General features: G+C 59.1%; 20 protein-coding genes and 1 tRNA gene. 19 read left to right on the top strand and 2 right to left on the bottom strand.

What is annotated here, in order from left to right:
- The first annotated feature begins 77 nt into the window (after positions 1-77).
- The 5 genes from ACR3E6_RS13860 to ACR3E6_RS13840 all read left to right on the top strand — a co-directional run bounded on the left by ACR3E6_RS13860 (position 78) and on the right by ACR3E6_RS13840 (position 3,494).
- A complete protein-coding gene (locus tag ACR3E6_RS13860; RefSeq protein WP_171632330.1) occupies positions 78-374 on the top strand; it encodes a virulence factor in 297 nt (98 codons plus the stop codon).
- A 25-nt stretch (positions 375-399) separates the two neighbouring features.
- Positions 400-1,326 (top strand): methylenetetrahydrofolate reductase, encoded by a 927-nt coding sequence (locus ACR3E6_RS13855; protein ID WP_171328330.1) that lies wholly within the window; start codon positions 400-402, stop codon positions 1,324-1,326.
- Positions 1,327-1,335: 9 nt separating this feature from the next.
- Positions 1,336-2,397: a methyltetrahydrofolate cobalamin methyltransferase gene (locus ACR3E6_RS13850; RefSeq protein ID WP_171632332.1), complete on the top strand. Its 1,062-nt coding sequence runs from the start codon at positions 1,336-1,338 to the stop codon at positions 2,395-2,397.
- A gap of 126 nt (positions 2,398-2,523) precedes the next feature.
- Positions 2,524-3,351 carry a polyphosphate kinase 2 family protein gene (locus tag ACR3E6_RS13845; protein ID WP_171632335.1) on the top strand — a complete coding sequence of 276 codons (828 nt, stop codon included), beginning with the start codon at positions 2,524-2,526 and terminating at the stop codon, positions 3,349-3,351.
- Between the two features lie 69 nt (positions 3,352-3,420).
- Positions 3,421-3,494, top strand: a tRNA-Gly gene (locus tag ACR3E6_RS13840).
- Positions 3,495-3,618: 124 nt separating this feature from the next.
- Here ACR3E6_RS13840 and ACR3E6_RS13835 read toward each other — a convergent pair.
- Complete coding sequence (locus ACR3E6_RS13835; RefSeq protein WP_480487615.1) at positions 3,619-4,641, bottom strand: LacI family DNA-binding transcriptional regulator; 1,023 nt, start codon at positions 4,639-4,641, stop codon at positions 3,619-3,621.
- 134 nt (positions 4,642-4,775) lie between these two features.
- On the opposite strand from ACR3E6_RS13835, the gene ACR3E6_RS13830 reads away from it, so the two are divergent.
- From ACR3E6_RS13830 to ACR3E6_RS13780, 11 genes are all read left to right on the top strand, one after another.
- A complete protein-coding gene (locus ACR3E6_RS13830; protein ID WP_171115836.1) occupies positions 4,776-4,961 on the top strand; it encodes a hypothetical protein in 186 nt (61 codons plus the stop codon).
- Between the two features lie 23 nt (positions 4,962-4,984).
- Positions 4,985-6,130 carry a TRAP transporter substrate-binding protein gene (locus tag ACR3E6_RS13825; protein WP_171632341.1) on the top strand — a complete coding sequence of 382 codons (1,146 nt, stop codon included), beginning with the start codon at positions 4,985-4,987 and terminating at the stop codon, positions 6,128-6,130.
- 111 nt (positions 6,131-6,241) lie between these two features.
- The gene (locus ACR3E6_RS13820; protein WP_480487613.1) at positions 6,242-6,754 is read left to right on the top strand and encodes a TRAP transporter small permease; all 513 of its coding nucleotides are present in this window, start codon (positions 6,242-6,244) and stop codon (positions 6,752-6,754) included.
- A gap of 11 nt (positions 6,755-6,765) precedes the next feature.
- On the top strand, positions 6,766-8,094 hold the full coding sequence (locus ACR3E6_RS13815; RefSeq protein WP_152458037.1) for a TRAP transporter large permease: 1,329 nt from the start codon (positions 6,766-6,768) through the stop codon (positions 8,092-8,094).
- Positions 8,095-8,106: 12 nt separating this feature from the next.
- Positions 8,107-9,414 carry a histidinol dehydrogenase gene (gene hisD, locus ACR3E6_RS13810; protein ID WP_171632344.1) on the top strand — a complete coding sequence of 436 codons (1,308 nt, stop codon included), beginning with the start codon at positions 8,107-8,109 and terminating at the stop codon, positions 9,412-9,414.
- Entirely contained in the window at positions 9,407-10,168 is a 762-nt protein-coding gene (locus tag ACR3E6_RS13805) for an SDR family NAD(P)-dependent oxidoreductase (protein WP_171723241.1), read from the top strand. Before hisD ends, ACR3E6_RS13805 begins: the two co-directional genes overlap by 8 nt.
- Entirely contained in the window at positions 10,165-11,145 is a 981-nt protein-coding gene (locus tag ACR3E6_RS13800; RefSeq protein WP_480487610.1) for a zinc-dependent alcohol dehydrogenase, read from the top strand. The genes ACR3E6_RS13805 and ACR3E6_RS13800 overlap by 4 nt, the downstream gene beginning before the upstream one ends.
- 23 nt (positions 11,146-11,168) lie before the next feature.
- The gene (locus tag ACR3E6_RS13795; protein WP_171632352.1) at positions 11,169-11,579 is read left to right on the top strand and encodes a universal stress protein; all 411 of its coding nucleotides are present in this window, start codon (positions 11,169-11,171) and stop codon (positions 11,577-11,579) included.
- A gap of 49 nt (positions 11,580-11,628) precedes the next feature.
- A complete protein-coding gene (gene comD, locus ACR3E6_RS13790) occupies positions 11,629-12,135 on the top strand; it encodes a sulfopyruvate decarboxylase subunit alpha (RefSeq protein WP_171632355.1) in 507 nt (168 codons plus the stop codon).
- Positions 12,132-12,686, top strand: coding sequence for a sulfopyruvate decarboxylase subunit beta (comE, locus tag ACR3E6_RS13785; protein ID WP_171228302.1), 555 nt, complete (start codon positions 12,132-12,134; stop codon positions 12,684-12,686). The genes comD and comE overlap by 4 nt, the downstream gene beginning before the upstream one ends.
- Positions 12,686-13,792, top strand: coding sequence for an alpha-hydroxy acid oxidase (locus tag ACR3E6_RS13780; RefSeq protein ID WP_171723245.1), 1,107 nt, complete (start codon positions 12,686-12,688; stop codon positions 13,790-13,792). The genes comE and ACR3E6_RS13780 overlap by 1 nt, the downstream gene beginning before the upstream one ends.
- A gap of 52 nt (positions 13,793-13,844) precedes the next feature.
- Here ACR3E6_RS13780 and ACR3E6_RS13775 read toward each other — a convergent pair whose 3' ends face one another.
- Positions 13,845-15,890: an ASKHA domain-containing protein gene (locus ACR3E6_RS13775; RefSeq protein ID WP_480488148.1), complete on the bottom strand. Its 2,046-nt coding sequence runs from the start codon at positions 15,888-15,890 to the stop codon at positions 13,845-13,847.
- 216 nt (positions 15,891-16,106) lie between these two features.
- Between ACR3E6_RS13775 and guaB the strand changes: the two genes are divergently transcribed.
- The 3 genes from guaB (at position 16,107) to ACR3E6_RS13760 (ending at position 21,207) form a co-directional block, all read left to right on the top strand.
- Complete coding sequence (gene guaB, locus ACR3E6_RS13770; RefSeq protein ID WP_171632362.1) at positions 16,107-17,555, top strand: IMP dehydrogenase; 1,449 nt, start codon at positions 16,107-16,109, stop codon at positions 17,553-17,555.
- 92 nt (positions 17,556-17,647) lie between these two features.
- A complete protein-coding gene (locus ACR3E6_RS13765; protein ID WP_480487607.1) occupies positions 17,648-18,805 on the top strand; it encodes an RsmB/NOP family class I SAM-dependent RNA methyltransferase in 1,158 nt (385 codons plus the stop codon).
- 110 nt (positions 18,806-18,915) lie between these two features.
- A complete protein-coding gene (locus ACR3E6_RS13760; protein WP_480487605.1) occupies positions 18,916-21,207 on the top strand; it encodes an ATP-binding protein in 2,292 nt (763 codons plus the stop codon).
- The last annotated feature ends 5 nt before the right edge of the window (positions 21,208-21,212 follow it).

Genomic DNA, 21,212 nt, shown 5'->3' with positions numbered 1-21,212 from the left:
CGTGTGTCGAAAATCGACCGACCCAGGCCTACATTGAAGTTTAGAACCGGCCCATCGGGTTAGGAGGAATCACAGCAATGCCTGACGTCACCATCGTGTATTGGCGCGACATTCCCGCTCAGGTCATCGTCGGCAAAGGCCGTCGGGGCGCAAAGCGGCAGTTGGAAGAACGGTTTGAACAAGCCATCGACCGTGCGGCCATGAAGGTGAACGCCAAGGACAGTGATGCCTATCTGGCCGAATGGCGCAAAGCCGAACCTTTCGCGATTGAAGGCGATCCTGCCGAGATTGCCGAAGCCGAGGCTGTGCGTCTGGAAACGGAATACGATCAGGACCGCGTCAAAGCGCTGATCGCAAATGACGGTTGGGCATGAGCCCCAGACTTTATGGGAGGCCGAAATGGCTTTGCTGAACTTCAAGAAACGTGATGCGGTCGAAAGCGGCCCAGTAAATCCGACCGTCGAAGCCTTTTTGCAAGGCTATTCGATCGAGGTCATGCCGCGTACCGCCGAAAAGGTCGACGATTTCCGCGCGCTGCTGCCCGAGGGTACACGCGTTTATATCGCCCATATCGAGGGCACGCCCATCGAAGACATGGTCAAGACGGCCAAGCGAATTGCGGCGGAAGGTTACCCTGTCATGCCGCATTTTCCGGCACGCATCATCAAGGATGCGGCGACGTTGGAGAACTGGATCGCCATGTATCAGGGCGAAGCAGGCGTTGAACAGGCGCTGTTGCTGGCGGGCGGTGTCGCCAACCCGCACGGCGAGTTCGACAGCTCGATGCAGCTGCTGGAAACCGGTCTGTTTGACAAGGCGGGCTTCAAGCGCCTGCACGTGGCGGGTCACCCCGAAGGCAACAAGGACATCGACCCGGACGGTTCGACCAAGAACGTCGATGACGCGTTGCGCTGGAAGCAGAAGTTCAACGAGACCACGGATGCCGAAATGGCGCTGGCAACACAGTTCGCCTTTGACGCCAAGCCGATCATCGCCTGGGCCGACAGCCTGAAAGAAGCGGGCATCGATCTGCCGATCCATATCGGAATCGCGGGTCCGGCCAAGCTGCAAACCCTGATCAAATTCGCCATCGCGTGTGGCGTTGGGCCGTCTCTGAAGGTTCTGCAAAAGCGCGCCATGGATGTCTCCAAGCTGTTGCTGCCCTATGAGCCGACCGATGTCGTGACCGAACTGGCCAACCACAAGGCGGCCAACCCGGATTTCAACATCACGAACGTGCACTTCTTCCCGCTGGGCGGGATCAAGACCAACGCCAACTGGGCGATCAATAACGGCGGCGCTTCGGCAAAGCCTGTAAACTCCTAAGGAACGGACATGACCCGAACAGTCGTAGAATCAAAAACAAAAACAGCCGTCCTGGGCTTTGATGAACCGTTCTGCGTGATCGGTGAGCGGATCAACCCGACCGGCCGCAAGAAACTGGCCGCCGAGCTGGAAGCGGGCGACTTTTCGACCGTTGAGAAAGACGCCATTGCTCAGGTAGCGGCTGGCGCGACCGTTCTGGATATCAATGCGGGCGTTGTCTACAACTCGAACCCCAACCCGAACGAGACCGAACCACCGCTGATGCGCAAGATCGTCGAGCTGGTACAGGGTCTGGTTGACGTGCCGCTGTGTATCGACTCGTCGGTTCCGGGCGCGCTGGAAGCCGGTCTTGAGGCGGCTGAAGGTCGTCCGCTGCTGAATTCGGTCACCGGTGAAGAAGAACGTCTGGAACTGGTTCTGCCGCTGGTCAAAAAGTACAACGTACCGGTCGTGGCGATCTCGAACGATGACACTGGTATTTCGGAAGACCCCGATGTGCGCTTTGACGTCGCCAAGAAGATCGTCGAACGCGCTGCCGATTTCGGCATCCCTGCACATGACATCGTGGTTGACCCGCTGGTCATGCCCATCGGTGCGATGGCGACCGCCGGTCAGCAAGTATTCGCGCTGGTCCGTCGTCTGCGCGAAGAACTGGGCGTGAACACCACCTGCGGAGCGTCCAACATCTCGTTCGGTCTGCCGAACCGTCACGGCATCAACAACGCGTTCCTGCCGATGGCGATGGGCGCGGGCATGACCTCGGCCATCATGAACCCGGTGGCTCTGCCGGTGACGCAGGCAAAAATCGCCGAGAAAAAAGAGGCCGTTGCCGCGGCGGGCATCATCCTGCCCGAAGGCATGGATGACGAGGCGTTCGTGCAGATGTTCGGCCTGGGCTCCACCAAGCCGCGCGCCGGCAAAGAGATGGAGGCCATCCGCGCCGCCAACCTGCTGACCAACAACGACCCGCATGGCGGCGAGTGGATCCGGTTCAACAAAGCACCGGACGAAGCGGGTGCCGCAGGACCCGTAGGTGGACGTCGCGGTGGTGGCCGTCGGCGCCGCGCCTGATCTGAACGACACCGACTGCAAAGGCCGGGCTCAGCGCCCGGCCTTTTGCATTTGACCCTGATCAATGTCGAATTTGCAGAAGGTTTCAGAATACCCTGATCCAGGATGCATTGATCAGGTGGCAGCATGAGCAAACATCACCCCCCAAAACTCTCGGATGCGGATCTGACCAGGAAACTGAACAAAAAGGTCTACTTCGATCAGCTGATCAAGTTGCAGACACGATTGGCGAGAATTCAGCAAGCTTATCTGTTTCACGGGCTCAAGGGCGTGTTGGTTTTCGAAGGGTGGGACGCTGCCGGAAAAGGGGGGACCATTCGCCGGATCAGTCAGGCCCTGGACCCGCGCAGCTTCAAGGTTTGGCCGATCGGTGCGCCCCGGAACTACTATCTCAACCGGCATTATCTGTTGCGTTTCTGGGAACGCCTGCCGCCTTCGGGTGCGATTTCCGCTTTCGACCGCAGCTGGTATGGCCGAGTTTTGGTTGAGCGGATCGAAAAGCTGACCCCGGAAACACGCTGGCGGGCCGCGTATCAGGAAATCAATGATTTCGAACGAATGCTGGTCGATGACGGGACTCGAATCGTGAAACTGTTCTTCCACATTTCACAGGAAGAGCAGATGCGCCGATTTACCGAACGGCTGACCAACCCGATGAAACGCTGGAAGCTGACTTATGAAGATTTCAGAAACCGCGAAAAATGGGATGTCGCAGAGGTGGCCGTGGATGAAATGCTGGCACGGACGTCTACGGAAGTTGCCCCTTGGCACGTGATCCCGTCCAACAACAAGAAATATGCCAGGATTACGGCCATGAAGGCTATTGTCGAGGCGTTTTCGGAAGGGGTTGATCTGAACCCCCAGCATCTGGATCGCCGTACTTTGGAAGCAGCGGGCAAGACCTTGGCCGTCGACCAGTCCCTGATTGACAGCCTGCGGGCCCGAACCGAGTAGGAACCCGAAAAGGTTGGTTACGATCCGGGTTGAACGTCTGGATGTTCTGGTGTTATTTCATCTGACAAGGCGGGTATGATGTAATGGTAGCCTGTCAGCTTCCCAAGCTGAACGCGCGGGTTCGATTCCCGCTACCCGCTCCAATTTGGACTGTAAGGCTTTGTTAATTAATCAAAAAGGTGACGTTGCGTGGCTTAGCCACCGCCTTTACGGATCTAGCTGGCACGTGTTTCCACGGATCTGCTCAACGGGCTTGCAAAGCCGGTTCTAGCTGTTGAGGCCAAGCAAGGACTCTCTGCCAACGATGTGCGTCGGCAGTTCAACAGATTTGCCCGGTGCGTCGGATTCGATCATCTGAATCAGCGCCTGAGCAGCCTTGCGTCCCATGTCACGATGAGGAACATGGACAGTTGTCAGCGCAGGGGCGACAATGCGCGCTAGCTCGATATCATCAAATCCGGTGATCGATACATCTTCGGGCACCCGAAGTCCCATCTGCTGAGCTTGCCGTACCGCACCGACGGCCAGAACGTCGTTGCCGCACAACACCGCGGTCGGCGGGTTGTCATTCGACATGAGGCGCTTGAACGCATCGGCGCCGTTTTCAATCTCGTACGAGGTTTCGATCACGGCCAGTTCATCCTGCGACAGTCCATGTCGGGACATCGCGTCTTTTATCCCCTGGATCCTAAGACGCGCACGGTCGTTGCCCTTGCTGATGCCTGAAATCGTTGCCAGGCGTGTGTGGCCCAATTCGATGATCTTGCTTGTCAAAGCCTCCATCGCCCGCCTGTTGTCAAACCCGACGGACGGTATTGGTTCGTCTGGCAGGAAAGACCACGCTACAAGGGCCGGCACTTTTCGCTTTTCGAGATAGTCGTAGATTTGTACGTCCCGGTCATGCCCGATCAGCAACATTCCGTCCACGCCCCGTGCAACCAGCGTTCGGATCTGATCTTCTTCTGCGGCCGGCTGGTAGGCCGAGCTGGAGACCAGCAAGGTGTAGCCCTGTTTGTGGATCTCCTCTTGAAACGCCTGCAACCCCCTTGCAAAGATTGCATTTTCCATCGTTGGAATTATCGCACCTATCGTGAAAGAACGCCGTGCAGCCATCACTCGGGCCGCAAAGTTCGGCGTGTAGCCAAGGGTGTCTACGGCAGACAGAACACGTTTCCGCGTTGCCTCGACCACCTGTTGCGGGGTGTTCAGGCACCGTGACACGGTGGCAGTTGAAACGCCTGCTGCCTTGGCAACGTCATCCAGCGTCGGTGCGGACCGATGTTTTGACATTCTCGAACTCTCAATTCCGGTTCGCCTAAGTTAGTCGCATTTTTCCAGGGATAAAAGCGTTTATGTAAGCGCTTGCATTTGTGATGTAAGCGCTTACAAAGGTATCTGAGCCGATTCTGAAGGGAGTCCCGGAAATGTATCTCGCTGCATCAGTCATCGTTTTTGCGATCTATTTCGCAAATGTCGCTTTGGGTGCTTTTGCGAGCAGCGCGTTTCTTGGCGACGTTGGAGAGATGTTGGTTCTGTTCGCGGCTTCGATCCTGTTCGTTGTCGCAATTCTGAAAAAGGAAGCTGACCGGGACGCACAAGACGGCAGCTGAACTTTTGCTTGGGAGGGCAATTGATGAAAACCGACAAGACCGAACTGGCATCGGCCGAGCGCCGCAATTTTCTGAAACTGAGCGCCAGTGGCGCATTCACAGCCGCATTGGTCGCTGGGGCAGGGGGCGTTTTGTGGTCTTCCGAGGCCGCCGCGCAGACCGCGAAGGAAGAGAGCGAGCGTGAAAAGGCCGCAGATCACGTGATGACGGTGGCCACGGCTTATGTGCTTGGCGCGTCGCGCAGCTATCCGATCATGCAGCTGGACCTAAAGGAAAACATTCAGAACGCCACCAACGGCAAGGTCTATGTCAAACTGGCCCCCGGCGGTCAGCTTGGTGCAGGCGGCGCGCTGGTGCAGAAAGTGCAGGGCGGTACCATCCAGGCCGCGCAGCATTCGCTGTCGAATTTCGCGCCGTTCGCGTCGACAGTCGACCTGATCAACATGCCGTACCTGTGTGGCTCGAACCAGCGTTTCACCAACCTCGTCCATTCCGACACATGGAAAAGTGAGGTTCACCCCAAGGTCGAAGCGGCAGGGTTCAAGGCTCTGTTCTATGTTAACATCGACCCGCGGGTGGTTGCGGTTCGTCAGGGCGGCAATGCCGTGCTCACACCCGGTGATATGAGCGGGATCAAGTTCCGCGTGCCGGGATCGAAGATGCTGCAACAATACTACCGGATGGTCGGCGCCAACCCGACGCCCGTTGCCTGGGGCGAGACCCCCTCGGCCATCAAGCAGGGCGTTGCGGATGCGCTCGATCCTTCGGTTGGCGCGCTCTATGTCTTTGGGTTCAAGGACATACTCAGCCATGTGACCTTCACGCAGGCGGTGCCGGACAGCCAAGTTTATTCCTGCAACCTGGAATGGTTCAACTCGATGCCGGCTGATGTGCAGGAAGGCATCATGTGGGGGTCGGAAATGACCAGCCATCAGAACCTGTCCAAGGTTCCGTCGGCCCGCGCCTATGCCATGGCCGAGTTGAACAAGGCCGGGGTGCAGTTCCACTCGCTCAGTGACGACCAACTGGCGGAATGGCAGGATGCCGGCGGGTATCAGAACGCCGATTGGGATCCGTTCAAGACAGAACTGGCCGGATCGATGGAAAACTTCGAAAAGCTGGTCGAAGCCGCCGGTACGCAGGGCAAATACTACGTCCACGACGCCTAAGGCCCAAGCCGTGGGCGCCAGACAGGCGTCCACGAACTTTACTTTCAGTCAGCCCGACGACAACCCGCCACGTCAGGCGCGGGTTAGGCTGTCCCTGCGCCGGAGGATCAGATGACCATTCTTCAAAATATAGACCGAAACGCAGAGCGCTGGTTGCTGCTGGTGTTCTACGTGATGCTGGTGATTACCATGGCCATCGAAGTGCTGCGGCGCGAGATTTTTGCTTATTCGTCGATCTGGGGCGAGGAAATCGTTCGGTATTCCTTCATCTATCTGGCCTGGATCGGTGCCGCGGCTGCGGTGAAAGAGCGGGCGCATATCCGGATCGATGTGATCATGCATTACATCGGACCACGCCCCAAGGCGGTGCTGTATATTTTCGGCGATCTCGTGATGTTCGGCGTGGCGATCATCGCGCTCTACTGGTCGTATGAGGCGGTTCACGTCTCGGCCAAGTTCGGCTCGGTCACGGATGGGCTTCGGGTCTCGAAAGTCTGGTTCCTTATGGCGGTGCCCGCCGGATTCGCCCTGATGATATGGCGGCTGATCCAATCTTTCCTGCGTGACGTGAAATCGCTTTGGGACGGCACCCCCGTCTTCGAAGGCGACAAGCTGTTTGACTGAGGAGAACACGAATGCTTTGGAATTCCCTCAATCAAACCGTTGAACTGGGCTGGGACTTTTACCTGCCGGTGATCCTGTTCGTGGGCTTGATCGCCTTGGCCGTACCCGTTTGGGCCGCCATTGGCACAGCGGCGATCGTGATGCTGATCATGTCCGGTGATCTGCCCCTCAGCCTGGTCGGAGAAAGCCTGTTCACAGGTATCGACGCATTTGCCCTGACCGCTGTTCCGTTGTTCATTCTGACCGGAGACGTTCTGGTGCGGACCGGTCTGTCGCGCAAATTCCTGGACGTGGCCGAGGCGCTGACATGCTTTGCCAAAGGCGGGTTCGGGTCGGCCACGGTTCTGGTCTGCGGCATGTTTGCCGCGATTTCAGGGTCGGATGCTGCCGGGGCGGCTGCGGTGGGTCGCATGACCATCAACCGGCTGGTGGAAAGCGGATATCCGCGCCCCTATGCCTGTGCTCTGGTTGCGGCTGGTGCCTGTACCGGCATCCTGATCCCGCCTTCGATCGCCTATATCATCATCGGCCTCGTGCTGGGTATTTCCGCCTCGACCCTGTTCCTTGCAGCCTTGATCCCGGGTCTGGCCATCCTGGTGTCGATCCTGATCACCAACATCATCATGAACCGCCTTTATGCCTATGAGGGCGGCGGCATGATGACCATGGGGGAATGGCTGGCCAATCTGGGCAAGGCGCTGAAATCGGGCTGGTACGCGTTCATTGTGCCGGGGATCATCTTCTACGGCATCTTCTCAGGTCGCCTGACCCCGACTGAAGCCGGCGCAACGGCCGTTGTCGTCACCATAATCATGGGTTTCATCCTGCGCACCCTGACGCTGGCAGACTTTCCATCGATGCTTGTCAGTTCGGCCAAGGTGAACGGAGTCATCCTGCCGATCATCGCCTTCTCGGCACCTTTGGCCGAAGCACTTGCGATCATGGGTGTTCCGCAGGGGTTCGTGGCCTCGGTCACGTCGCTGACCGATGATCCCTATCTGTTGATCTTGCTGATGATCGGCATCCTGATCGCAGCAGGCTGCGTGATGGAGACAACGCCGAACATCGTGATCCTGGCACCAATCCTGAAACCGCTGGCCGACAATATCGGCATGAACGAGATTCAGTTCTGCATCATGATGATCACCGCGTTGGGTGTGGGCTTTATCACGCCGCCGCTGGGACTTAACCTGTTCGTCGTATCTGGCATTACCGGTGAGTCCATTCTGAAGATTGCCGCCCGGGCCGTTCCTTTCGTACTGACCATGCTTATCGTGGTGATCCTGATCGCCTACGTGCCTGCTGTGTCGACCACCCTGCTTCCTGAAATCTACCAATAGGACCTGCTGAACATGCCTCGTGAATATTTGAAAAAGGCGACTCTAACCGCTCAATCGCATGCCTCTGAGGTGCATGATACGGTCAAGACCATCCTTGCCGACATCGAGGCGGGTGGCGACGACAAAGCACTGGAATATGCCCTCAAGTTCGACAAGTACGAAGGAAATGTCCTGATGACGCAGGACGAGATTGATGCGGCCATCGTGCAGGTGCCGGAAAAACTGAAGGCCGATATACGCTTTGCCCACGACAACGTCCGTCGCTTTGCCGAGACGCAGAAGGCCACCGTGTCGGACGTACAGATGGAGATCGTTCCCGGTTTTGTTGCGGGGCAAAAGGCGATCCCGGTGGATGCAGCAGGATGCTATGTTCCCGGTGGGCGCTACAGCCATATCGCCAGCGCGATCATGACAGTGACAACGGCCAAGGTCGCCGGGTGCCGCCATATCACGGCCTGTTCTCCGCCCCGTCCGGGCGAGGGCGTGGCGCCAGCGATTGTCTATGCCGCGCATATTTGCGGAGCCGACAGCATTCTGGCCATGGGCGGTGTGCAGGGCGTGGCCGCCATGACCTATGGTTTGTTCGGTTTGCCGCGCGCCAATATCCTTGTGGGGCCGGGAAACCAGTTCGTGGCCGAGGCCAAACGCATCCTGTACGGCAAGGTTGGTATCGACATGATTGCGGGTCCGACCGACAGCCTGATCCTTGCCGACAGTTCCGCGGACGCCCACGTGGTGGCAACCGATCTGGTCAGTCAGGCCGAGCACGGGTACAATTCGCCCGTCTGGCTGGTGACGGATGATCGCGACCTTGCGCAGAAAGTCATGGAGCTGGTTCCGGTTTTGATCGATGATCTGCCAGAGCTGAACCGGGAAAACGCCTCGGCCGCGTGGCGCGACTATGCCGAAGTCATTGTCTGTTCCGACCGCGAAGAGATGGCCGCCTGTTCCGATGAATATGCGCCCGAGCACCTTACGGTTCAGGCCGAGGATCTGGATTGGTGGCTGGATCGCTTGACCTGCTATGGTTCGCTGTTCCTGGGTGAGGAAACCACCGTGTCCTACGGGGACAAGGCAACCGGAACGAACCATGTTCTGCCGACTTCGGGTGCGGCCAGTTACACCGGCGGTTTAAGTGTTCACAAATACATGAAGATCGTCACCTGGCAGCGGGCTACACGTGAAGGATCGAAATCGATCGCAGAAGCTACCGCACGGATTTCCCGACTGGAAGGTATGGAAGGTCACGCTCGCGCAGCGGATGTGCGTCTGGCCAAGTATTTCCCGGATGAACAGTTCGATCTGACCGCTGATGGATGACCCGCGCACATTGTTTGACCTGACGGGCCGGGTGGCCTGTATCACCGGCGCCAGTTCGGGGCTGGGGCGGCAGGTGGCGCGGACACTTGCCGCGGCCGGCGCGCGTGTTGTCGGCGTGGCGCGGCGCGGCGACGCTTTGGCGCAGATGCAGGCTGAAATCGGCGAACACGCAGAAGCCGTTGTTGCTGATGTCGCGGATCGAGCCGGAATCGGCGGGCTGGTGCAGGTGATCAATTCCAAGTTCGGCGCACCGGATATTCTGGTGCATGCGGCCGGGGTCAACACGCGTGAGCCCGCCGACGAGGTGACACCTGATGGCTGGGATGCCACGCTTGCCCTGAACCTCAGCGCGCCGTTTTTCCTCAGCCAGGCGATGGTGCCCGAAATGAAGAAAAAGGGGTGGGGGCGCATCGTCAATTTCGCCTCGCTGCAAACGACGCGGGCCTTTCCGGGCGGCATTGCCTATGGGGCCACCAAGGCCGGGATCGCGCAATTGACCCGTGCCATGGCCGAAGCCTGGTCGCCCTTTGGCATTACCGCCAACGCAATCGGTCCGGGGTTCTTTCCGACCGAGCTGACCCAGGCCGTGTTTGACGACCCCCAGCGCGCGGAACGCAACGCCGCTCAAACCTGCATAGGGCGCAATGGGCGGATGCAGGATATCGACGGGCCGATCCTGTTTTTGTGCTCGAACGCGTCCGGCTATGTCACGGGGCAGGTTCTTATGGTTGATGGAGGGTTCACAGCCAAATGAAGGCACTGGTTTACCAAGGAGTGGAACAGATGGTGTTCGGTGATGTGCCGGATGCCGAGGCCGGTCCGTCCGAGCATTTGATCCGGATCGAAGCGGTCGGCATCTGCGGCTCGGACATGCACGCCTATCTGGGCCATGATGCCCGCCGTCCGGCTCCGCTGATCCTGGGGCACGAGGCGGCCGGTGTGATTGTTGACGGGATACGTGCCGGTGATCGTGTCACGATCAATCCGCTGGTAAGCTGCGGGCAATGCGCAGCCTGCCTTGCCGGCCGGGAAAACCTGTGCCCGGATCGCCAGATCATCTCGATGCCTCCGCGCGAAGGGGCGTTTGCTCAATACGTTACAATGCCTGCCAGCAACCTTGTTGAAGTACCTGAGGATGTTTCGTTTGCCAAAGCCGCGCTGGCGGAACCGCTTGCCGTCAGCTGGCATACGGTCCGGTTGGGGATCGAGGCTCTGCATCCTGCAATGGACCGTCGCGCACTGGTGATCGGCGGCGGGGCCATCGGCCTTGCGGCGGCATTGGCCTTGCGGGCAATGGGCGTTGACGATGTGACCATCGCGGAACCAAACCAGCTGCGTCGCAACTACCTGGCGAAAATCGAAAGCTTTGCGCTGGTGGAGTCAGCCAAAGGGACTTACCCGTTGGTCATAGATGCCGTGGGGTACGCTGCGACGCGGTCGGTTGCCTCGGCCAAGGCCGAACCGGGCGGCGTGATCGCGCATGTGGGTTTGGGTGAGGATACCGGTGGTCTGGATATTCGCCGGATGACCTTGCAGGAAATCACATTCATAGGGACTTACACATACACCGCCAAAGACTTTCGCCAGACGGCTCAGGCGATCTTTGACGGGCGGCTGGGGGCTCTGGACTGGATAGAAGAACGCGCTCTGGCCGACGGAGCGCAAGCGTTTTGCGATATCCGGTCTGGCGCCGTGGCCGCACCGAAGATTATCCTGAGACCCTGGGGATAGAACTGACAGAACTGGAGACCTTCATGTACACGAAAATACTGGTCCCGTTAGCTTTGGATCACGGCATATCGCAACACACGCTGGAAATCGCACGGGCCTTGTCAGGAGAGGGCGCAGAAATAATTGCGCTGCATGTCTACGAGATGCCTCAGGGATCGGTCAGCGCCTATCTGGACAAATCGGTTGTCGCCGAAGGGTTCGAACGGGCCCGTTTGCAACTGTTGCAAAAAGTCGAAGGGCTTGAAGGGGTGAGGGCCGAAATCGTCAAAGGCCATACCGCGCGGTCAATCATCGACTATGCCAGCAGCAAGAATGTCGACTGTATCGTGATCGGCTCGCACAAGCCGGACCTGAGCGACTACTTCCTTGGATCGACCGCTTCGCGCGTCGTCCGCCATGCCCCCTGTGCCGTACACGTGCACCGAAGGGCCTGAATTCCTCAATCGCGCGTCTAGCGCCCCAAACAGGACCAAAAGCTGGATCATGAACATAGACAAAAAGATCACCGACGATCTGCTGGCCAACGATATCTCGTTTGTCACCACTGTCCCGTGCAAGCAATTGGCAGGTGTCATCGCGGAAATCGACGAGCGCGAAGGCATCTATCACATCCCGTCCAACAAGGAAGACGAAGGGATGGGCCTGTGTGCAGGCGCGTGGATGGGCGGCAAGCGGCCCGCGATCATCATGCAGAACACAGCCATTGGCGTGACGATCAATACGCTGGCGACGCTGATCCAGTATTACCGGATGCCGCTGCCGATGCTAATATCGTACCGGGGGGAACTGCGCGAACCGATTGCCTGCCAGGTTGAAATGGCGGTTCACACCAAGGCGCTGCTGGCTCAGCTGAACATCCCCACCTACCACTTCCACCATCAGGCCGATGTCGAAGAGCTCGACGCGATCCTGAAATATACCTTCATGTGCAACAAGCCGGTCGCCATCCTGACCGACGCCAATTTCTGGGGAGGCTATGGCGACCAATGATCCGTTCTGAAATCCTGAAGGAAATCGCCCCGATCCTGCGTGATCAACTGGTTGTCTGCAACATCGGCATCCCCAGCCAGGAACTGCATGCCATCGACGACCAGCCAACCAACTTCTACATGCTTGGCACCATGGGGCTTGCGTCCTCGATCGGTCTGGGGTTGGCGCTGTCACAGCCGAAGCCGGTGATCGTCATCGACGGCGACGGCTCGATCCTGACCAATCTTGGCACCCTGCCAACGATCGCCAACAACGTGGCGGACAATTACATCCTGCTGATCGTGGACAATGGCTCGTACGGCTCGACCGGCGATCAGCCGACCTATGCGGGGCAGAAAACCTCGCTTGCGAAAATGGCCGAGGCCGCCGGGTGTGAGCGCGTGATCGAATGTGCCGCCGAAGACACCGGGCGCGTACTGCAAGAGGCGCTGGATGCCAAACAGATGACCATCATAGTCAGCAAATGCGAAAGCGGCAATGCCAAGATGCCGCCGATCACGATGGATCCGGTGGTCATCCGCGACCGCTTCATGAAGGCCGTTCAGGCCTGATGGGCGCAAGCGCCATCCACAGCGCCGAGGACGCCCGCCGCCTGGCGCGGCGGCGTCTTCCGTGGATGGTGTTCGACTATATTGATGGTGCAGCCGGGGCCGAGATGGGTGCCGGTCGCAATCGGTCCGCTTTGGATGCAATGACTTTGCGCCCGCGTATCCTGCGCGACGTCAGTGAAAGATCTCTGGCAAGTTCGCTGTTCGACCGGCCCGCGAAACGCCCGTTTGGTATCGCGCCGATGGGTATGTGCAATTTGTCTGCACCGGGGGCCGACTTGATGCTGGCCCGCATCGCGGCACGCCACGAGGTGCCGCTTGGGGTTTCGACTGTGGCCTCGACCGCGATGGAGGATCTGATCGTCGAAGCGGAAGGCCATGCCTGGTTCCAGCTGTATTTCAGCGGCGATGGCAGCGGCACGTTCAAGCTGGTCGATCGCGCCAAGGCAGCGGGGTACGAGACACTGGTGCTGACCGTGGATGTGCCCGAGGTTGGCCGACGCCCGCGCGAGTTGCGTCATGGGTTCAAGATGCCTTTCAAAATGGGGCCAAAGCAGGTGATGGATTTTGCCCTGCACCCCCGGTGGTCCTTGCCGGTCCTGCTGAAAGGCAAGCCGGAAATGGCGAATTTCCGGATGGATGGCTACGACTTCGACCGCACCGAAAGCCGCGCCAAGGCCACGTGGGAGACATTGGCCCGTCTGCGCGACCAGTGGACCGGAAAACTGGTGGTCAAAGGCGTATTGGATGCAGACGACGCGCAAAGGCTCAAGTCAGCGGGCGTGGACGCCATTCAGGTCTCAAGCCATGGTGCGCGCCAGTTGGAAAGTGCGCCCGCGCCAATCACGGTTCTGCCCGAGATACGCAAGGCCGTCGGTCCGGATTTTCCGCTTTTCTACGACAGCGGGCTGCGTTCTGGTGAAGACGTCCTCAAGGCACTTGCGAACGGGGCGGACTTTGCCTTTTTCGGCCGTATCCTTCAGTTTGCAATTGCGGCCGAAGGCGAAAAGGGTCTGGCGCAGCTATGGTCGGTACTCAGCGAAGAAATCAGCATCGCCATGGCCCAGCTGGGCGTCACGTCGCTGGACGAGGTCCGACGCAACGCCTGATGTGGGTGACGGCAATGACCCGAGGTTTCCCACGGGGCATTGAACTGTCGGTTTAACCGCGGCGCCTGCGACGCCGCCCGCCGCCTGCTTCGGTTTCGCCGCCGGTGTTGAAGCTTGGGTTGGGCAGTGTGACAACCTGGGCCAGTTCCGGAAACGGATCCGTCTTGTGCGGGATCGCATTGGCGGCCACGAAATGATCCTGAAACTTCGGCTCAATGGCGGTTTCGATCTTGGTGATCTCGCGCACGACGCGCTCGATCTCGGCGCGCGATCCGATGTTACACAGCGCGATACGTGCGCCGGTGCCTGCGGCGTTGCCCGCGCTCGAGACTTTTTCCAGCGGCGCATCGGGAATCATTCCCAGTACCATGGCGTGTTTGGTCGAGATATGCGCGCCGAACGCACCGGCCAGAACCACGCGATCCACCTTTTCGACCTTCATTTCGTCCATCAGCAGGCGTGCACCTGCGTACAATGCGGATTTCGCAAGCTGGATGGCACGGATGTCACCCTGCGTGACCGTGATGCGGGGGCCGCCTTCGGCGCTGGCATCGTGGATCAGATAGGCGTGTGTGCGACCTTCGGGCACGCAGCGGGCAGTGCCGGTCTGTTCCGCCGATCCGATCAGGCCGCCTTCGTCCAGCAGGCCTGCGATACGCATCTCGGCCACTGCTTCGATGATACCGGATCCGCAGATGCCTGTGATCCCGGTCGTGGCGATCTCCTGATCAAAGCCGTCTTCGTCGGACCATTTATCGGACCCGATGACGCGGAACCGGGGTTCCTTGGTGACAGGGTCGATCTCAATTCTCTCGATCGCCCCGGGTGCGGCGCGCTGGCCGGAACTGATCTGAGCACCTTCAAAGGCAGGCCCGGTGGGCGAGGAGCAGGCGAGCACGCGGCTGGTATTGCCAAGCAGGATTTCGGCGTTGGTGCCCACGTCGACGATCAGAACCAGATCCTGCGACTTTCCGGGTTCTTCAGACAGGGCCACCGCCGCGCAGTCCGCGCCCACATGGCCTGCGATACAGGGCAGGATATAGACCTGCGCGCGTGGGTTCATGGTTGTCAGATCCATGTCGCGGGCGGGCAGGGGCATGCTTTCCGACGTTGCCAACGCAAACGGGGCCTGACCCAGTTCCACCGGGTCCAGCCCCAGCAGCAAGTGATGCATGACCGGGTTGCAGACGAACACAGTTTCAACGATCAGAGAGGCATCGATGCCTGCCTCTTCGGCAATCGACGTGGCCAGGTCATTGATTGCCTCGCGCACTGCCTTGGTCATCTCCTGATCGCCGCCGGGGTTCATCATGGAATACGAAACGCGGCTCATCAGGTCTTCGCCGAACCGGATCTGGGGATTCATGAGGCCGGAGGATGCCTTGACCTCGCCGGTTTCCAGATCGGTCAGATGCGCGGCGATGGTGGTCGATCCGAGGTCGATGGCCAGACCATACAGCCCGCCTTCATGCAGGCCGGGCCAGATTTCGACGATACGCGCCACGCTGTCCTTGTGACCTTTGTGGACCGCCACGGTGACTTCCCATTTACCCTTGCGCAGAACCGGTTGAAGTTTGGACATCAGCGTCAGGTCCGCCGTGACGGCTTCGATGTCCCACTGTTCGCGCAACGCGCGCTCGAGCCGTTCCAGATCGCCGGTGGGCGAATGCATGTCGGGTTCTTCCACCACAACGAAGTAAAGGCGCGTGGCCGGATCCATCGTGATGGCACGCGCGGCTGCCGCCTTGCGCACGACCTGCCGGTGCACCTGGCTTTCCGGCGGTACGTCGATCACCACGTCGCCCTGAACCGAGGCCTGACAGCCCAGACGGCGGCCCGGTTTCAGACCACGTTTGTCCTCATAACGCTGTTCGACGGCGTTCCATTCGCTCAACGCATCTTCTGACACCGTGACGCCGTGCTTGGGAAATTCGCCATAGCTGGGTGTGATCTGGCACTTTGAACAGATGCCGCGGCCCCCGCAGACCGAATCCAGATCCACCCCCAATTGACGGGCTGCCGTCAGAATTGGGGTGCCGACGGGGAAGTGCCCGCGTTTGCCGGAAGGGGTAAAGACGACAAGAGGGTCGGTGGTCATCAGTGACATACCTTTTCATATTCGCGCGTATGCCGGGCAAGATATGGGTTTGCGCGAAAAGGGAAAGACCATCTGCGGCACGATCTGCACAACGAGCGTCGTTTTCTTCCACTGCAACGACAACCAGAGCCAAAGAGTTGCCCCCAAGGGCTTTTCCTTTGGTTCAATCCATGTAATAGGGTCACCGCCAAACGGGCTTTTGCATGGGGTATTCAGATGCAGATTCGTGAGGCACTTACCTTTGACGACGTTCTCCTGGTTCCGGGCGCATCTTCCGTGCTGCCGGCAACCGCGGATACGACCACGCGTGTGACGCGCGAAATCACCATGAACATCCCATTGCTGAGTTCGGCCATGGACACCGTGACCGAGGCGCGCATGGCCATTGCCATGGCTCAGGCGGGCGGCATCGGTGTGGTACACAAGAACCTGTCGGTGGAAGAACAGGCCCGCGAAGTCCGCCGGGTCAAGCGGTTTGAATCCGGTATTGTCTATAACCCGGTGACATTGCGGGTGGATCAGACATTGGCGGACGCCAACGCGCTGGTACAGCGCTACAACTTCACCGGTTTTCCGGTCGTCGACGAGCAGGGCCGCGTGGTGGGTATTCTGACCAACCGCGACATGCGCTTTGCGAACTCGGACGATACGCCGGTACACGCGATGATGACTTCGGAAAACCTGGCGATGCTACAGGAACCGGCCGATCTGGAAGAAGCCAAAAGCCTGATGCGGGCGCGCCGTATCGAAAAGCTGCTGGTCGTGGATGGTGGCGGCAAGCTGACCGGTCTACTGACGCTTAAGGATACAGAGCAGGCCGTTTTGAACCCAACCGCCTGCAAGGACCGCCTGGGTCGCCTGCGGGTCGCTGCGGCGACGTCAGTCGGGGATGCCGGGTTCGAACGATCCGAGCAATTGGTGGATTCGGGTGTCGACATCATCGTCGTCGATACGGCGCATGGTCATTCTCAGGGCGTGCTGGACGCTGTAAAGCGGGTCAAGACCCTGTCGAACGAGGTTCAGATCATTGCCGGGAACGTTGCAACAGGAGAAGCGACCAAAGCCCTGATCGATGCTGGTGCCGACGCGATCAAGGTGGGCATCGGCCCGGGATCGATCTGTACCACACGGATGGTGGCGGGGGTTGGCGTCCCGCAGTTGACCGCGATCAGCGATTGTGCGGCGGCAGCGGGCGACGTTCCGGTCATCGCGGATGGTGGCATCAAGTTCTCGGGTGACTTTGCAAAGGCGATCGCGGCCGGGGCGTCCTGCGCCATGGTCGGGTCGATGATTGCGGGCACCGACGAAAGCCCGGGCGAGGTGATCCTGTATCAGGGCCGTTCGTTCAAATCCTATCGCGGGATGGGCAGCCTGGGTGCAATGGCGCGCGGTTCAGCCGACCGCTATTTCCAGAAAGATGCAGCCAATGACAAACTGGTGCCCGAAGGCATCGAAGGGCAGGTGCCCTACAAAGGCTCGGCCAGTGCCGTGATCCACCAGCTGGTAGGCGGCTTGCGTGCGGCGATGGGGTATACCGGCTGCGCCACTATCGAAGAGATGCGCAAGAACTGCAATTTCGTGAAAATTACGGGCGCTGGTCTGAAAGAAAGCCACGTCCACGATGTTCAGATCACCCGCGAAAGCCCGAACTACCGGGTCATGTAAGCCATCCAGCAAGACACATGGCACCCGCATACGGGTGCCTATTTGCCACTTGGATCGACCAGCCGGGCCCATTTCCGCCGAGGTATTCCACAATGACACCCGCCGCCCGTGTTCAGGCCTCGATCGAAATTCTGGATGATATTCTGGCTGGCGCGCCGGTCGAAAAAGCACTCACCGGCTGGGCTCGGCGCAGTCGCTTCGCCGGATCGAAGGATCGGGCAGCCATTCGCGATCACGTATTCGACGCGCTGCGACGCAAGCGCTCGTACGCTGCGTTGGGGGGGTCCGACACCGGGCGCGGTTTGATGATCGGTGCGACCCGTGCGTCAGGCGGGGATCTGGCCGAGTTGTTCACCGGCAACCGTCACGCTCCGATGCCGGTTCAGGAAACGGAAACGGCGCGGGATTTCGCGTCCGAGGCCGAGAGATATGACATTCCGGAGTGGCTGTGGCCTCGGTTCGTTGACTCTCTGAAGGATGCCATGGTTCCTTGCGCGATGTCTTTGCAGAACCGGGCACCCGTTCATCTGCGGGTCAACTTGGGAAAAACCGATCTGGGCGAGGCCATCGACGCCTTGAAGTCCGAGGGTATTCTCGCCCATCCGGTTCAGGTATGCCAAACCGCCCTTGAAGTGACAGAGGGGGCCCGGCGCATTGCCCAAAGCCAGGCCTATGCCCGGGGCCTGGTCGAACTTCAGGACGCTGCAAGCCAGGCGGTTGTGGCCGCGCTGGATCTGCGGCCGGGAATGCGCGTTCTGGATTATTGCGCGGGTGGTGGCGGCAAGGCGCTGGCGCTTGCAGCGCACGAGGGCGTCGAAGTGTACGCCCATGATGTGAATTCCGGCCGCATGAAAGATATTCCGACGCGGGCAGAACGAGCAGGCGCAAAGATAACCATCCTCAACACCGATGACCTTTCAGGTGTCGATCCGTTTGATGTTGTTTTGGTTGATGCGCCGTGCTCTGGCAGCGGATCTTGGCGAAGGGCGCCGGCCGGGAAATGGGCCTTGACCGAGGATCGCTTGCGGGACCTCACCACCATTCAGGCCCGTATTTTATCCGACATTGCGCCTTTGGTGCATCCGGGCGGCCTGTTGGCTTACGCAACCTGTTCGGTTCTGAACGATGAAAACGGCGCGATCATAGACGATTTTCTGGATCACTTTTCCCAGTGGCGGGAAACCTTCCGGAAAACGTGGCACGTTACACACGAATCTGACGGGTTCTTTACGTCGCACTTGACGCGCTGAGCTTTTGGCAAATAACAACCTTGGGTAGATTGCTGATTTCCGAACGCCGTTAAGCGGGAATTAACCAATTTTGGCCGTTATAGCCGATAACTTTGCGCCCGAGCCGTTTTATGTCTGACACAGTAGAATTTTTCAGCGACCCATCTCTTGTCCACACGCCCTCGGCATCTCGTCTATGGTCGTTGGTGGCGGTGGCATTACTGATCAGCATTGCCCCCATGGTCGGGTTGTTGCCACCGGATTGGACCATGGGCATGATGGTCGCGGGAACTTCGCTTTTGATTGTGGCACTATGCGTCGTGATCAAAGGCCAGGTCGACGTCAGACATGCGCAACAAACCACTGCCGTCATGGCCGCGTTTGCAGAACAGGACGAGTCACCTTTCCTGATCGCAAATGCCTATGGCGACATTCTGGCATCCAACGCACCAGCGCGGGAACAATTCGGCGCGGCGAAAGGAGCCAGCCTTGAAAACTGCCTCGGTTCGACGTTCTCGACGCCTCAGGTGATTTTGTTGAGGTTGCAATCTCAGGCCCGATCATTCGGTCGGGCCCGCGAAGACTGCGTGATCAGGGGAAACACAAGCAGTGTAACCGTGTTTCAATTGGCTCCCGACATTTTTTGCTGGCGGTTTCAACAGTCAGAACAGGAAAGCTGGCAGTCTCTCAACCTGCCGGTCCTGACCATCGGATGCGCGGATGATGTGGTGTGCCCGAATCCGGCGGCAAAAAAGTTGCTTGGGCTGCGTCCCGGTCGGATTCGCGACGTCTTCGGTGATGCTGCCCCCCGGGTCGGAGCCTCAAACATTATCAAGTCACAGGACGGAATGATACCGGTCGCTGTGACGGAGCTTTCCCGATCCAGCAAGGAACGAAGCCTTGGTTTGGTGCCGCTCATTGAAACTCCGGCGCCCGGGGCCAGCACGTCTTTTGCAGATCTTCCGGTTCCGGTTCTCAGCCTGTCTCCGGCGGGGGCCATTCTGAATGCCAACAGGCTGGCGAATAAGTTGCTTGGAAATGAAAGCCTGGAAGGCACGAACATAGCCGACATCATGCGGGGTATGGGGCACCCCATTCTGGATTGGCTGGCGCGGACGGCCGCGCAAGAAGATGCGCAACGATCCGAGTTTCTTCAGTTGACCCGAAAAGACAAGGAAGTCTTCGTACAGGTCACGCTGAGCCGTGTCGTTGTCGATGGCAAGATCTGTCTGATCGCGGTTCTGAATGATGCGACCGAGTTGAAGACTCTGGAGGCTCAATTCGTCCAAGGGCAGAAAATGCAAGCTGTGGGTCAATTGGCCGGCGGGGTCGCACATGATTTCAACAACCTGCTGACGGCCATTTCCGGGCATTGCGACCTGCTGTTGTTGCGTCACGATCAGAATGACCCGGATTATGGGGATCTGGTTCAGATCAATCAGAACGCCAACCGGGCCGCTGCGCTGGTCAGCCAGCTTCTGGCATTCTCGCGCAAACAGACTCTCAGGCCCGAAGTTCTGGATTTGCGCGACACGATCTCGGATCTCATTCACTTGTTGAACCGGTTGGTGGGCGAGAAAGTTCTGCTGACCCTCAGCCATGATCCGGTGTTAAAGCCGGTTCGGGCGGACAAACGGCAGTTGGAACAGGTGTTGATGAACCTTGTCGTAAACGCGCGCGATGCCATGCCAGACGGGGGCGAGATCCGTATCGAGACCGAGGTATTGAACCTGTCGCAACCGCTCAGCAGGGACAGGGCGACCGTCCAGCCCGGCGAATACGTTACGGTCAGGGTCATGGACAGCGGTGTGGGAATACCCGCCGACAAACTGCAAAAGGTTTTCGAGCCGTTCTATACGACAAAGCGTACGGGTGAGGGCACAGGGCTTGGGCTTTCAACAGCGTATGGCATCGTCAAGCAGACGGGCGGTTTCATCTTTGTCGACAGCACGGTGGGTCGAGGCACCGAGTTCACCGTTTTTCTACCGGTTTGCGCCACGGTGGCAGAGGCTGAACACGACATTCCGGCCCAGCCCGAAACCCAAAGCGCCCGGCAAGGAGAGGGCGTCGTGCTTTTGGTTGAAGACGAAGCGCCGGTCCGCGCCTTCGCAACCCGGGCCCTGCGTCTCAAGGGCTATACCGTGCTGGAGGCGGATTCGGCCGAGGAAGCTCTGCGGCTTCTGGAGGATCCATCTTTGAACGTCGACGTATTCGTAACGGATGTGGTCATGCCCGGCATGGATGGTCCGACCTGGGTGCGTAAAGCTCGGGAATCACGCCCGGATGCCCGCGTGGTCTTCGTATCCGGTTACACGGAAGGTGCCTTTGGCGATTCAGAACCCGAGATCGCCAATTCGACCTTCCTGCCCAAGCCGTTTTCCCTCACCCAGTTGACCGAGGCGGTTTTCCAACAGCTGAACTGAGCACC

The sequence above is a fragment of the Ruegeria sp. AL3 genome, assembly GCF_056536065.1.
The sequence above is the reverse complement of the archived record's forward strand: the minus strand, read 5'-3'. Positions and strand labels throughout refer to the sequence as shown.